At 43.8% G+C, this 14,128-nt stretch carries 10 protein-coding genes, 1 pseudogene and 1 riboswitch; of the genes and pseudogenes, 7 read left to right on the top strand and 4 right to left on the bottom strand.

The window, feature by feature from the left end; translation table 11 throughout:
* Positions 1-320 precede the first annotated feature (320 nt).
* From CHH60_RS04405 to CHH60_RS04380, 6 genes are all read left to right on the top strand, one after another.
* Positions 321-1,478 (top strand): glycoside hydrolase family 88 protein, encoded by a 1,158-nt coding sequence (locus CHH60_RS04405; RefSeq protein WP_095358100.1) that lies wholly within the window; start codon positions 321-323, stop codon positions 1,476-1,478.
* Positions 1,479-1,689: 211 nt separating this feature from the next.
* Positions 1,690-3,291, top strand: a complete 1,602-nt coding sequence (locus tag CHH60_RS04400; RefSeq protein ID WP_095358099.1) for a response regulator transcription factor — start codon at positions 1,690-1,692, stop codon at positions 3,289-3,291.
* Between the two features lie 23 nt (positions 3,292-3,314).
* Positions 3,315-5,054, top strand: coding sequence for a cache domain-containing sensor histidine kinase (locus CHH60_RS04395; RefSeq protein ID WP_095358098.1), 1,740 nt, complete (start codon positions 3,315-3,317; stop codon positions 5,052-5,054).
* Between the two features lie 180 nt (positions 5,055-5,234).
* Positions 5,235-6,551 carry an ABC transporter substrate-binding protein gene (locus CHH60_RS04390; protein ID WP_176475977.1) on the top strand — a complete coding sequence of 439 codons (1,317 nt, stop codon included), beginning with the start codon at positions 5,235-5,237 and terminating at the stop codon, positions 6,549-6,551.
* A 62-nt stretch (positions 6,552-6,613) separates the two neighbouring features.
* The gene (locus CHH60_RS04385; protein ID WP_095358097.1) at positions 6,614-7,549 is read left to right on the top strand and encodes a carbohydrate ABC transporter permease; all 936 of its coding nucleotides are present in this window, start codon (positions 6,614-6,616) and stop codon (positions 7,547-7,549) included.
* Between the two features lies 1 nt (position 7,550).
* On the top strand, positions 7,551-8,387 hold the full coding sequence (locus CHH60_RS04380; protein ID WP_176475976.1) for a carbohydrate ABC transporter permease: 837 nt from the start codon (positions 7,551-7,553) through the stop codon (positions 8,385-8,387).
* 146 nt (positions 8,388-8,533) lie between these two features.
* Here CHH60_RS04380 and CHH60_RS04375 read toward each other — a convergent pair whose 3' ends face one another.
* From CHH60_RS04375 to CHH60_RS04365, 3 genes and pseudogenes are all read right to left on the bottom strand, one after another.
* Positions 8,534-9,814 carry a glycoside hydrolase family 27 protein gene (locus tag CHH60_RS04375; RefSeq protein WP_095358096.1) on the bottom strand — a complete coding sequence of 427 codons (1,281 nt, stop codon included), beginning with the start codon at positions 9,812-9,814 and terminating at the stop codon, positions 8,534-8,536.
* Between the two features lie 109 nt (positions 9,815-9,923).
* Positions 9,924-10,805: a helix-turn-helix domain-containing protein gene (locus CHH60_RS04370; RefSeq protein ID WP_095358095.1), complete on the bottom strand. Its 882-nt coding sequence runs from the start codon at positions 10,803-10,805 to the stop codon at positions 9,924-9,926.
* Positions 10,806-10,862: 57 nt separating this feature from the next.
* Positions 10,863-11,536, bottom strand: a pseudogene (locus CHH60_RS04365) (YczE/YyaS/YitT family protein).
* A gap of 163 nt (positions 11,537-11,699) precedes the next feature.
* Between CHH60_RS04365 and CHH60_RS04360 the strand changes: the two are divergent.
* Entirely contained in the window at positions 11,700-12,218 is a 519-nt protein-coding gene (locus CHH60_RS04360; RefSeq protein WP_095358094.1) for a GNAT family N-acetyltransferase, read from the top strand.
* Positions 12,219-12,359: 141 nt separating this feature from the next.
* On the opposite strand, the gene CHH60_RS04355 is transcribed toward CHH60_RS04360, so the two are convergent.
* Positions 12,360-13,691 carry an APC family permease gene (locus CHH60_RS04355; RefSeq protein ID WP_095358093.1) on the bottom strand — a complete coding sequence of 444 codons (1,332 nt, stop codon included), beginning with the start codon at positions 13,689-13,691 and terminating at the stop codon, positions 12,360-12,362.
* 261 nt (positions 13,692-13,952) lie between these two features.
* A riboswitch (guanidine-I (ykkC/yxkD leader) is annotated at positions 13,953-14,059 on the top strand.
* The last annotated feature ends 69 nt before the right edge of the window (positions 14,060-14,128 follow it).

The raw sequence follows: 14,128 nt of genomic DNA, 5'->3' as shown, positions 1-14,128 counted from the left end.
ACTGCAATTATTATCAAAAAGAAGGTATTCATCTTAGAAGTGTTACATAATAGAGAACGATAAAGAGGAGCTGCAGCGGGCAGCTGCTCTTTTTCATTTTGAAACACGATTTTAATCTACTTGGGCTAAAAATATGCATCGATATGATTAGTGGTTTCGGATAAAGGTGACTTTGCACTGCCTTCACGTAGTTCTTAAATTTATAGCATAGGAAGCTTAAAAAACTGCATACAGACATTTTAAGACGAGTGGTATTCTAAATTCGATATGTGGTCCAGATTGGCAAAGACAACTTCTCAAGAAGAAAGAAGGACTGGTGTATGCTTACATTAGACGACAAAACGGAATGGGTAAATCACGTTGTAGACAAAATCACGGCAAAAATGGATTGGGTCAGTGTTAAATCCAAAAACAAAATTCCATATACGACCATTGATGGTGAACATGATGACAGATCGGTCCATAATCCAACCCGTTCAGCTGACGACGGAATATGTTGGTGGACAAATGGATTCTGGGGAGGCATGATGTGGCAGCTGTTTAATGCAACGGGAGAACCAAAATACAAACAAATTGCTGAAATCTCTGAAGTAAAATTGGATAGCTGCTTCCTGGAGTTTGATGGGCTGCACCATGACGTAGGATTTATGTGGCTGCCGACGAGTGTAGCCAATTATAAACTTACTGGGAATCCAGATTCGCGCAAAAGGTCCCTGCATGCCGCCAATCTGCTTGCTGGCCGGTACAATCCTGCAGGGGAATTCATCCGAGCCTGGAATGATATTAAGGGTGAAGACACAAGGGGATGGGCGATTATTGACTGTATGCTTAACATACCACTTTTATATTGGGCCTCGAATGAAACAGGAGATCCGCGTTTTAAGCACATTGCGATGAAACATGCCGATACCACGATGAATACCTTTGTAAGACCAGACGGTTCGGTTAACCATATTGTTGAATTGGATCCGGCGGTGGGTGGGGTCATTAGAACCTGTGGAGGACAGGGATACGCGGAAGGTTCTTCCTGGACGCGGGGACAGAGCTGGGCACTGTATGGTTTTATGATGAGCTATAACTGGACACAAAAAGAGGAGTATCTGAATACGGCTAAACGAGTAGCCCACTATTTTATCGCGAACATTCCTGAACACGGAATCATTCCTATTGATTTTAGGCAGCCTGCAGAGCCTGTACTGGAGGACTCAACAGCAGCGGCCATCGCTGCCTGTGGCTTGATTGAGATTGCCAAGATTGTCGGAACTCACGAGAAACAGTTATATCTGAATGCAGCGTTGAAGCTGCTCCAAACGCTAGAACAGTTACGGACCGATTGGACTCCCGGCTGCGATTGTATTCTCCAAAACGGTTCAGCAGCTTATCACGCCAAAAGCCACCATCAGTCTATTATCTATGGAGATTATTTTTTTATTGAAGCCATATTCAAACTAAAAGGTACGGATTTATATATTTGGTAGATTGATAACGATAATGAAGAGAAACAACCCACAACCGGTTATGTCGTGGGTTGTTTCATATGACTGAAACAGATCGTTGTATAATCGATGAATGAAAATTGTGCAGCACAAATTCTAAAAAAAACGTACAATGAGATGCAATAGATCATATTTCCTCCTGCATGCTTATGATCATTTGGGGTATAGAGGCGAAGTTAAGGAAGGTGAATGTATGGAATACATAAAATTATTACTCGCAGATGATGAACCCATCATATTGCGTGGGCTAAAAAAACTGGTGTCCTGGGAACAGCTTGGAATCCGGATTGTGGCTGAAGCTAATGATGGGATCGAACTACGAGATCTGATAGCCAGACATAATCCTCAACTTATTATTAGCGACATCAGTATGCCAGGTGGAAGTGGGATAGATGTGATTACGGAGTTGAATGAACAGGGATACAGCGGCAAGGTTATATTTATTAGTGCTTTTCAAGAGTTTGGATATGCCCGTCAAGCGATTCAGTTAGGAGCACTGGATTATCTGGTAAAGCCAATAAATAAAGTTCAGCTGGAGAGGGTAGTTGGGAAAGCCGTATCTATGATCCGCGAAACATCGGATGGTGAACGAAACAAAAAGATGTTAAATTACTATGAGGAAAAAAATCGAGCCAATACCATTGAGAAGCTTCTTGACGGATTACTGGACGGTGATACGAATACCATACTTGACTTGACACAATTGGGTGTCATCGTAGTTAGCCGATTTACTACCGTTTGTGTATTGGAAATGGATGATTATGCCGACACCTCCCGGTGGGAAGATCGTGAACGTCATTTGGTGAACTTTGCAGTGTCCAACATTATTCGAGAGACATTGGATCAGGAACCAGTGATGGGAAAGGGTTTGCTAGTTCAAAAGGAAGGATTGTCTACGATCCTGGTTCAGCATGAGGAGAAAGACTATCCTCTTCAATTGGCACAAGACCTTCGCCATAAGATTCAGCAATATTTGAAGCTAAGTGTCTCGTGCGGAGTTGGAACGAACAAGGCTGGCTTGGAGAAAGCAGAGGAAACTTACCGCGAAGCATTGAAAGCGCTTCATAGCAAGTTTTTTATGGGAACAAATCAAGTTATTCGTTTTGGAGAAGCAGACACGGAAGCGAATAAAGAGAACAGGCCCATTACCGTTCTTCAATCCCATCTAGTCAAAGCATTAACCGCCATGGAACGAGAGAAGATCGAACCGCTGATTAAGGAGCTCCTTGAACAAATCAGGATACAAGCGGGAAACAACAAAAACCTTGCGCTTACAGGAGTATATAATGCGGTTTTGACATTGATTCAGGAATTAGAGAAGTTCGGTGGAGAGTTAGAGGGGGACCAAGGAGGCTTGCTTGAAAGATGGAATGACTGTCTCTCTTATGCAGATGTTGCTCAAGAAGTCGAAGCAATGTTAACGGAAATGCAGCAGAAACTTGCGAGTAAGGTGTCAGGAAAAGAAAGAGCGCTGCTTACGAAAGTCAAATCGTATATTGAAGAAAACTATGACAGCAACATCACACTGGAATCCATGGCGGCCCTGGTCTATATGAATTCCTACTATTTCAGCAGTTTCTTCAAAAAGCACACCGGTCAAAATTTCAAAAACTACGTCACAGAAGTGCGTATGAGTCACGCGTTAAAGCTGCTTATGGAGACGGAACTCTTGGTTTATGAGATTGCCGACCGTGTGGGCTACAACAACGTAAGGCATTTTAGTGATATGTTCAAGAAAAGATATGGAAAGGTACCGCAAGACTACAGGCAGTCCTTCCGTCAGTTTGAAACATAACCGATAAAGAAGGTGTTTCCTTCATGCGCTTTTTGACCAAAAGCATATTTGTCAAATTCTCAGCTTCCTTTATTTTGGTGGGGCTAATCCCGCTCTTTGCGCTAAGTTATTTCTCCGTGCAAATCTTCTCAAGCTACGTGGAACGGTACACTACGAGTAATCAGCAGCAAATGATTATGTATATGAGTTACAACCTGAACTCAGCATTTCAGCAATATAATGATATTTCCAAGCTCATGTATAACGTACGCTACGAGGGTTTGGCCGAAAACATCAATCAAAATCAGACGTTCAATGTCAATGAGCTGGAGCAGATCAATTCAATTCCTATCGACTCGTTTCTGAAGACATTAGTGTTTAGCGACAATTATATATCAGCAGCTTATTTTATGAGGTCGTCAGACGGCAAAATCTACTCTCAAGAAAGAGAGAATAGAGGCATAACAGAGGAGGCACTTCCGGTTCATGAATGGAAAGAAACGATGAGAAGCCAGCCTTCCAAGGCTGCGCTTTTCCCGACGCATAAGGATGATTACTTTACTGGTTCCAAACGCGAAGTATTTACACTTGCACGTAATCTGATCGATACCTCCGGACGTCTAACACGGGAACCTAAAGTGGTTGGTACGCTCTTCCTGGACGTCGATACCACCATGTTCCAGCAATTTCTGAATGAGCTTTCTCTTGGTACTCAGGATGAATTAGTTCTGCTCAATAATCAGGATGAGATGTATTTCAGCAACCAAAAGGATAGGACACTGGATGAATTCATCTCCAAAAGTAAGGATACCGAAATGCTGGTACTCCGGGAAGACATCCCTTTTATTCATGGTCAATTGGTTGCAATTATTCACCGAGCCGGGTTGTTTGAACAGCTTTTCTCCGCCAGGGCTACCGTATATCTCGCCATCCTCATTTGCACCATTGTATTAATTGTTATGGGGGCATGGTTTTCACGGCGGCTCGCAGCACCCATTCGCAAGCTGATCCAGCAAATGGCCGTAGTGGAGTCCGGGAAGCTGAATGCCAGACTCCCTGTTACCAGCAATGATGAAATAGGCAGACTGACCCATGGATTCAATCGAATGGTTGAGCGGTTGCAAGTACACATTGATGAAGCTTATGTCGCTCAGATCAAACAAAAGCAAACCGAACTAAACGCACTAAAAAGTCAAATCAGACCGCACTACCTGTATAACACGCTTGAAGTGATTCGCATGAATGCAGTAGATAAAGATGCGGAAGAAGTCGCTGACATGATTCATTCCTTGTCCAATCAACTGAAATATGTCATTGATTACGGAGAAGATCGTGTAAGTCTATGGAGAGAAGTCGAACATCTGCATGATTATTTCTACATCATCTCCATTCGTTATGAAAATAGATATGTACTGCAATGTGACATTGCTCCTGACGTGCAAATGGAATGGCCGATCTTGAAATTATGTTTGCAGCCTATTGTCGAAAATGCCATTCAGCATGGACTTCGTGAAAGGAAAAAAGGGACGGTTGGGGTAACGATAGACAAGCAAGAGCAGAATCTGGTCATTGTTATTTATGATAACGGTATAGGCATAAGCGAAGAGAAGCTCAAAAGCATTAATGAAGGTCTGTACACGGCCAATCCGCATAACAGATCAGTGGGACTGAAAAATGTACATGAAAGAATCCGATCGATGTATGGAGAAAATTATGGCCTCTCTGTGAGTAGTCAGGAAAATATCGGGACTTCCGTGCTGCTCAGCTTTCCTGTTCCTGAATAGCGCCACCTTAAGAGCGAATGATCTTGTCCGCTCTTTTTTTATTCTTAAATTTACACCACATGAGGCTTTAAAAAGTTCATACAAACAAAAACCAGGCAATGCTATTCTAAATACGAAAACGCTTACCTGTAAGGGAAACTGATTTTAACTTTGTTGATATGGAAGGGAGTTTTGCACGATATGCTGAACAAATCAAAATTCAAGTTGTCGGCTTTGCTGCTTGCGTTGACTATGACCTTAGGTGCTTGCAGCACAAGCAGTAGTCCGAATTCCGATGAAAACGGGTCAACAAGCAGCAGTGACAAAGTAAGTTTCACCATTGGTTATGCTTCAGGTGATCCTGCTGCCAAAAAGGCGATTGCTGATTCCATCAAAAGATTCACGGAGGCTAATCCAAGTATTGAAATTAAGGATATGAGCGAGAACACAAGCAATTCCTACTTGGACTGGTTGAAAACAAAGGATGCGGTCGGCGAGTTCCCTGACCTTGTTGAGATGAGGGATACAGAGGTTTTTGCGGATGCAGGTAAAATCGTGGAACTTCCTTCTGACCTGATTGAGCTGTTTGATTCACCACCTGAAGTAGACGGGAAAATTTGGAATGCTCCTATAGCCAATAATGTGCCTCAAGGGATTATATACAGCAAAAAGGCATACGCCGATGCGGGGATTACTGAGCTTCCCAAAACGTATGACGAATTCATTGCTATCCAGGAAAAACTGAAGGCCTCCAGTATAACTCCGATCGTTGTTGGAGGCAAAGATATTTTTCATATGGGGTTCTGGGTGAACAAGTTTCTTATTGATGAAGTATATGCGAAAGATCCAGATTGGAATTCCAAAAAGACAGAGCAGGCTGTCAGCTTCGCAGATGAAAACGTCGTGCAGGCGATGACGGATTACAAAGCGTTGTTCCAAAATTATGTAGACAAAGGTTGGCTAAGTACTCCTGATAACCAAACAGCTTCTTTTCTGATCACGGGAAAGGCGGCACAACTATACTCGGGTACTTGGATGTTCTCACAGATCGAAGAAGCAGACCCAAGCTTTGAATACGGTTTCTATGCAGTTCCGGACCGGGAGGGTCATGTGAATGTGATCGGACTTCCATCACCTGCCGGATGGACACTTTCTGCTGAGGCGGCTAAGGATCCGAAGAAGACTGAAGCCATCAAGAAGTTCATTCGTTTCTTCTTTGAGCCAGAGCAGTACTCCCAGTATCTTGCAAGTGTTAACGGAATCCCATCCACTCAAGCAGAAGTGACATATGAAACCGGAGAAGCGATGCAGACGGCCCTCGACCTGATGTCAGATCCGAACGTAACGAAGTCCTTGGCGATTAACAATTGGTGGGGAGAGAACTTAATACCGCCACAATTCCGGAACTGGTTCTATAAAAAGCTGCAGGAAATGGTCCTCAATGATGGTGATGTGAAAACGTATATGGAACAGGTTGATGCGGAATACGATAACCAGGTCAAGGCGAATTCGATGTAAAACTAATTCGCGGGGGACCGCTGCTCGGTGGTTCCTCCTTGGATAAGGAAGGAGTATATGAAATGGGAATACCTGCATCAACGGAGAAAGCAACTTTGGCAGCAGCAGCAACTCGAAAACGGAAGAAAAAGCATCATCCTTTTGCTGTTGTTTTTATACTTCCGTCGTTAATTTTGTACACGCTATTTGTTATTGTGCCTACTCTGGGGAGCGCATATCTAAGCTTTACGTCCTGGGATGGCATAAGTGAAGATATCCGTTTTATCGGCTTTGCTAATTTTGTTGAGATATGGAGCAGTCCGAGGGTTCATAATGCCCTCAAAAATACGCTAATCATGACGGTGAGTCTGGTTGTGCTGGAAAATATCGCTGCGATCGCCATGGCCCTCATGGTGGACAAAGTCCGTTGGTTCAAAAATTTATTTCGGAGCATATTTTACTTTCCTACCTTACTGAGCGGAATCGTAATGGGCTTCGTATGGGCGATGATCCTGAATTACAACTTTGGTGTGGTAAATCAAATTCTGAACAATATTGGCCTCGGTAGTTGGACAGTGGATTGGTTGGGTGATCCCCAATACGCTATGCTGTCCGTGATCCTGTCTACCGTTTGGAAAGGGGCAGGTTACTATATGATCATTTATTTGGCCGGACTTCAGAGTATTCCCGCAGAACTGTCCGAAGCAGCCAATATAGACGGTGCCAATGGCTGGCAACAATTTCGATTCATTACATTTCCACTGCTTGCCGGGTCCGTTACCGTATGTATGGTTCTTTCGATGATTAGTGCACTGAAAATATTCGATCAAATTGCGGTAATGACCGATGGAGGACCAGGCTTCGCAACAGAAACATTGACTTATATCATCTACAAAGTTGGATTCGGGGAATTACGTCAGGGTTTCGGGACAGCTCTTGCCATGGTGCTCTTTGTGATTATTCTAGTTATCACCGTGATTCAGGTGAAAATCCTCCGCAAGCGGGAGGTGCAGTATTAACATGAGTATGCAGACACGCAAAAAAACAACGGATGTCGTGCTCTTCGTCGTTATTCTGATATTCGCTATCCTGTTCTTTTTTCCCATCTTCTTTAATTTAATGTCTGCCTTCAAAAGCAATAGTGAAATCATGCGAAATGCGCTCTCATTACCAACTTCGTTGTATCTTGAGAATTTCAAGTACCTGTTGACCGAGACAGAGTTCCCGAGGGCGATCCTGAATAGTCTGATCCTGACCGTAGTCTCCATTGTGATGCAGATATTGATCATCCCTATGGCGGGTTATGCCATTGAAAGGAGAAATGCCAGATGGACGAATTTTGTATTTCTCTACTTCCTGGCAGGGATGATGATTCCATTTCAGGCATACATGATTCCATTATTTAAAGAATTGAAAATGCTGGGCCTCTATGGCAGTCTCGCTGGTCCAATATTGGTTTATATCGCAGGAGCTATTGGATTTGGTTGCCTGCTGTACACCAGCTTTGTTAAAGGGATACCGAAGGAAATTGAAGAAGCGGCGGAAATTGACGGATGCAGTCGTTACGGCATTTTCTGGAAAATTGTATTCCCACTGCTCGGACCGGTCACAGCCAGTATGATTATTCTAAACGGCTTGGGTATCTGGAACGATTTTCTCATGCCAATGCTCGTTCTTCCTTCAGGTGAGCCCAAAACCATGGTTGTCGAAATTTACCGTTATATCGGTGAGTTTTCCTCCAGATGGGATATGATATTTGCCGGAACTGCCCTGTCGGTGGTACCTGTGCTGATCGTTTTTGTTGCTCTGCAAAGATACTTTGTGAAGGGGATCTCTGCCGGAGCAACCAAGGGATAAAGATCAGTATACTTCTTATAACAATTGAACATATAAGGATATGATAATAAAAAATGATGAAAATACGAAATGAGCCAGTCGCCAAAATTATTCAGGTGACTGGTTCATTTCGGTATCGGAGTTGCTCTAAACCAGGTAACCTAGGTTCAATAGAATCGATAAAGTCTTACGCCGTGCGAAGGAATCTTCGTCTGTAGAACGTCTCCTGCAAGTTCGGCTGGCGTTTCATTCCACAGCTCGGTGCCCGAGGTATAGCCCGTAAGATCGATGTCATCAACAGACAGACTTACCGGGAGCTCAGAATCACCTACATTGAATAATGCAGCGTAACGAGATTGATCAGCAGCTTCTGCTGTCCAGACAATGAGATTGCCTTGGCGAAGCGTTTCCTTGGCTCCATGGCTATCCTGATTCAAGCGCAGCACTTCCTTGTTGGTTAACAGGGATAGGGTCCATTCGTCACAGTCGCGAAGCTCACCGCCGAATATGAGCGGAGAGCGGAAGATACTCCAGAGCGACATCATGGTCAGCTGCTCATCCCGTGTGAAACGAGTCCAGCGATCCGCACCGCCTCCGTCAACGGAACGGATTCCGATATGGCCGAGCGGGAGCATGTCGCAGTCCGGCCAGCAGCCCGCCTCCGGGATACCTTGCCAAGTTCGGCAGCGGTCAAACATATCCAGCAGCAGCGGCCATTGATCCCAGAAGTCATCCGTGACCCGCCACATATTGGCATGATCAGCGAAGAACGCGGCGTATTCCACAGGAGCGGGACCAGGAGAGAGACTCAGTACCATGGGCCGGCCGCAGCGTTCAATGGCTTTGGAGATTAGCTCGATCTCAGGCTGATGGGTATCATACAGTCTGGAGGCAGCGATGTCGTCTACCTTGACCAAGTCTACTCCCCACTCGGCGTAGAGTTCAAAAAGAGAGTCGTAATAGGCCTGTGCACCTTCCTTCGATGCGTCAATGCCATACATATCCGTATTCCAAGGACAGATGGAATTGGTATGTGCAATATCACGTGCTGTAACGCTTGTATTGAGAATAGGGGTAGCTGCATGTGCAGCCTGCCTTGGAATCCCACGCATAATGTGAATGCCGAATTTTAATCCAAGGCTATGTACATAATCGGCTAATGGCTTGAATCCTTGGCCACCTTCTGCAGAGGGAAAGCGGTTCTCGGCAGGCATAAGCCGGGAATATTCGTCCATCACCAAAGGAACAAAAGGCCGGTATTGAGATGAATTCGCATAAGGTTCATACCACTGGATGTCGACGGTAATGTAGTTCCAGCCGAAGGCTTTGAGATGTTCAGCCATGTATTCTGCATTCCCGCGAATTTCTTCTTCCGTTACGGCCGCACCATAACAATCCCAGCTGTTCCAACCAAGCGGTGGTGTGGGTGCTGCATGCTTGTGATTCATGTGTAATCTCCTTTGACTGATTAATTATTGCTCTGGTTATGTTCATCTTAATCAAGGAGATACGCAATATCTATAGTAATCTTGGAAGTTGAATTGTACTATATTGCTGTTAATCAAAGAACAGTTTGCGATAAGCAAGGCTCTCGCCCCCGCTGCGAAATTCTCCTGGGGTAAGTCCGGTCATGGTACGAAATGCTTTAATAAAATAACTTCCGCTGGAATACCCAATACGCTCGGCAATCAAGTCAATGCTATGCTCGGTTCCCCGAAGCAGTTCCATGGCTTTATCAATGCGAATTCGAGTTAAATAAGCAACGGGAGTAAGTCCTGTGCTGGCCGAGAAGCGACGTATCAGATGATATTTGGACAAAGAGACATGTTCGGCTAACTGATCGATACTAATCATTTGTGAATAACGCTGCTCTATAAATTCAGCTGCACGCTTGACGTTATCCGGCCAAGTATACTTGTTCCGCAGAGTCGTAACCTGCAATCTGGCCAGCTCGGTCATGAATTGATATACCGAAGAAGATGCGATCAAGGGATCGGAGATTCGGCCGGCTGCTGCGTCGTTCACAATCATTCGCAACAACTTTACTGGTGCACAGTCTGCTGGGAGGTAAGGGACTTCCCCGGCTTCGCGTAAAAATTTACGCCAGTGAGGCAGAATTAGATTCGGGCGGAAAAGCAAAAACAGAAATTCCCACGGCTCACTGGATTCAGGGTGATAGTAATAACGATGGGGTCCAGGGATTTCAGCAAGAAAAGCCTGTCCGGCAGAGACACGGTGCAGCTGTTCTCCTGATTCGTATACTCCTTGGCCAGAAAGCGTGTACTGGAAAAGGAGGAGAGGCCCATCGTTTCGTGTCAACCCGTCCCAATGATAGGAAGGATTGCTGATGGTATCGGAGCCTGCCGCGTATAATATACATAGCTGCAGTTCCGGATCTTCAGCGAATCGAAAGCCATATGTACCTTTGGGTATGTCCATGAATATCTCCTTATGGTTCTAAGAATATATGCGATTTAGCTAGTGGAATAAGTATGATTATAATGGAAATAGCGACCGTTTGTTATGTTTACTGTTCGCACGGGAGGATTTCATGAATCTGACCATGAGCTGGCCTGATGGATGAAACGTTCCAAAATTCTTTTGGTCAAAGGCATGAAGATATTCAATATGAATCCGCCTAAACAAACGGTTAGAATCGTTCCCATCCCGATGGGTCCTTTTAAGATCAACGCTAATCCAAGGAAAATAAGATAAATGATCGTTCTAGCTACAAAGAGATTCGTTCGGGTTAGTTCCTGTACAATTAATGTTAATCGGTCCAGTGGGATCGGTGCAAAATGGGTCAATAAGTATGTAGCCGTTCCTATTCCGATGAGGATCAGACCGATGACCATGTACAGCAATTTATGAAGCCATAACTCAGGTGTACTCCAGCTGTGCGATAGAAAAAGCCAAATATCGATGCCAATTCCCGTAACAAATGCGGTTAACAATCCTAAAATTTCCGGTCTGCTTTTCAGTATGAGCGAATTACAAGATAGCAGAAGTAACGCTACGATAATCTCCCAGCTGCCTACAGAGAGCCCCAACTGAACGGACAAACCTACCAAAAGAGCGTCAAAAGGGGAGGTTCCGAGGTCGGAATGGATTGTGAGTGAGATACCAAGAGTCAATATCAAGATTCCAACGCAAAAAAATACATATTTCAACTGCATCTACCTCTTTTTTTATGTTTTTTGTTGCAAATACAACATGTTTGAAGTAGATTAAATATAACCACTTTTTATTGCATTTGCAACAAAAAGAGTGAGGATTCAAAGCGGGAAGAGGACTACGAAAAGCGTTTAATCCATAAAGGGGCGATATCTTAACATGACAATAATAATTGCGAAGTGCAGTCGTGAAGATCTGCAGACACTCCAAAAAATCAGTATAGAAACGTTTCATGATACATTCAAAGATCAGAATACGCCTGAGAATATGGAGGCATATTTGGCAAAAGCATTTCACTCGGAACAGCTGGAAACGGAGTTAGTTAATCCATTTTCAGACGTTTATTTTATATATTTCAACGAAGAACTAGCTGGCTATTTGAAGGTCAATGTCAATGATGCACAATCCGAGAAAATGGGGGAAGAGTTCCTTGAGATTGAGAGGATCTATATTAGAAGCCCGTTCCAAAACCATGGTCTGGGTAAGCATTTATTGAATAAAGCAATCGAACTAGCGATGGAGAAGAACAAAAGCAAAGTATGGCTAGGGGTATGGGAGAAAAACAGGAAGGCAATTGCCTTTTATAACAAGATGGGATTTATCCAGACAGGGGCCCATTCCTTTTATATGGGGGATGAAGAGCAAACCGATTTTATTATGAGTAAAACTCTTGTATAGCATAGAAAACTTCATAGTTCCTGCATTGTGAAATCAAAATATGAGTACCGTAAAAAAGAACCTGAATACTGCATTCAGGTTCTTTTTCTATGGTACTCGCAGGGGGAGAAAGCTTACTGATATATGAATGATTGATTTCACTCACATGGCCTCTTCAATCTCTGGCAATGCCTTGGATACTGAAGAAGATCTCATTCGTTGATTCACATACAGAACGAGGCCAAGAGCGATCCAGCCCGTACCAAGGAGCAAAGAGGAAGCTTCAAGTTGAGTGATGAGATATAGAATGAACATGGCGCCTAACAAGGGAAAGACCATTCTCACAATCCAGTCCTGCACACTACGTTTTTTCTCGCGAATGATGTAATGACAGATGACGGAAAGATTAACGAACAGGAAGGCCGTTAGCGCACCGAAACTGACAAACATGATGGCGGTCTCCAGACTAATGAATAAGGCAGCCAGGGAAATGACGCTGACCAGCACAATGTTGAACACAGGTGTACGGAATTTGGGGTGAACAGAACTGAATTTCCGAGGAAGCAAGGAGGATCTGCCCATGACAAACAGCAGCCTTGAAACGGTTGTCATGGAGGACATGCCCTGTGCGAGCACGGAGAAAATAACGACAAAGGTGAAGATGGATGCAAGCGTTCCGCCGCCTATAACTTGCATTAATTCGAATCCTGCAGCGTCCATATGTGTAAAAGTGAACGAAGGATACATTTGTTGAATTAAATATGCCGTCGCGAAATACATGATCCCGGCGACGCTAACGATAATCAGGATGGCTCGAGGTATCGTCTTTTCGGGTTTTCGCGTTTCTTCTGCCATTGTTGTGATGGAGTCAAAACCAAGGAAAGAGAAGCAGACAAGAGATGCACCCGCCATTACCGCGGAGAAAGGAACTCCTTCTACGGAATGAAGAGGATTGAATCCTGCGGACACGCCTTGTGTCACTGCTTTGTATACAAGAAATGCACAGAAGCCTGCTATAAAAATGATCTGCATCAGAACAAAGATTTTGTTGACGTTCGCTGATGTTTTGATGCCGATAATGTTGATGGTCATCACAATTAGGGTTAGAAGCACAATCCAGACAGGAGAAGGGATGGAGGGAAACTGAGCATGTAGATTAATGCCAAACATGAGTACAGCTACAATGCAGGAAAACAGATAATCAAGCAGAATCACCCAGCCCACCAGAAAACCGATAAATGGATTCATAGCCTGGCTTACATAGGTATATGCGGAACCTGAGACTGGAAAAGCCTTGGCCATCTGTCCGTAGCTGCCAGCTGTAAATAAAATAGCTACAAAAGCAAGGACATAGGCTGCCAGGAGCATGCCTTGTGAACCCTCATGCAGCACGCCGAAACTTGTGAAAAAAATCATGGGAGACATCCAGGCCAGTCCCATGGTCACCACATGGCTCAAGGAGAGATTTCTTTTAAGTGTTATATTTTGTGACATTATAAAACCTCCTTCAGAATCGAGAATGATACATCGTTATGCTATGTCATGACACTTCACATTTTTACAGGGGTTTTATCAAAAATCAAGTTATTTTTTTGGGAATATACGAACATCAGTGCATTTTCTATAGTAGGTATTTCGTTATTTTTGAGAAGAATGAGAAAAAAGTGCAAGTGAAATTGTTTTTTTATCGTATATTTTTAAAAAAAGTATTGTGAAATGTAATTTCACGTGTTAGTATTCATAACATCAATTAAATAAAATGTTTTCTAGGGTTCCGAGCCATCCACTGGCTGACTGGTCCGAGAGAAAACGCATTGGGAGATTAAACCTGATGTACACGGCGGGATAAAAGCCCGGGAGAATCGATCAAAGAGCAATCTTTGATGTTTCTCCCGGGCTTTTTTCTATACTTTTCTACAGGAGGAATGAAC

This window comes from Paenibacillus sp. 7523-1 (genome assembly GCF_002276415.1).
Classification (GTDB): domain Bacteria; phylum Bacillota; class Bacilli; order Paenibacillales; family Paenibacillaceae; genus Paenibacillus; species Paenibacillus illinoisensis_A.
Note: the sequence above shows the minus strand (reverse complement) of the source record. Positions and strands in the feature narration are given on the sequence as shown.

Bases quoted from the DNA above. Each gene is read 5' to 3' on its own strand.
- CHH60_RS04385 (WP_095358097.1), top strand. From the start codon at position 6,614: ATGGGAATACCTGCATCAACGGAGAAAGCAACTTTGGCAGCAGCAGCA.
- CHH60_RS04355 (WP_095358093.1), bottom strand. From the start codon at position 13,691: ATGTCACAAAATATAACACTTAAAAGAAATCTCTCCTTGAGCCATGTG.
- CHH60_RS04375 (WP_095358096.1), bottom strand. From the start codon at position 9,814: ATGAATCACAAGCATGCAGCACCCACACCACCGCTTGGTTGGAACAGC.
- CHH60_RS04405 (WP_095358100.1), top strand. From the start codon at position 321: ATGCTTACATTAGACGACAAAACGGAATGGGTAAATCACGTTGTAGAC.
- CHH60_RS04370 (WP_095358095.1), bottom strand. From the start codon at position 10,805: ATGGACATACCCAAAGGTACATATGGCTTTCGATTCGCTGAAGATCCG.
- CHH60_RS04395 (WP_095358098.1), top strand. From the start codon at position 3,315: ATGCGCTTTTTGACCAAAAGCATATTTGTCAAATTCTCAGCTTCCTTT.
- CHH60_RS04390 (WP_176475977.1), top strand. From the start codon at position 5,235: ATGCTGAACAAATCAAAATTCAAGTTGTCGGCTTTGCTGCTTGCGTTG.
- CHH60_RS04380 (WP_176475976.1), top strand. From the start codon at position 7,551: ATGAGTATGCAGACACGCAAAAAAACAACGGATGTCGTGCTCTTCGTC.
- CHH60_RS04400 (WP_095358099.1), top strand. From the start codon at position 1,690: ATGGAATACATAAAATTATTACTCGCAGATGATGAACCCATCATATTG.
- CHH60_RS04360 (WP_095358094.1), top strand. From the start codon at position 11,700: ATGACAATAATAATTGCGAAGTGCAGTCGTGAAGATCTGCAGACACTC.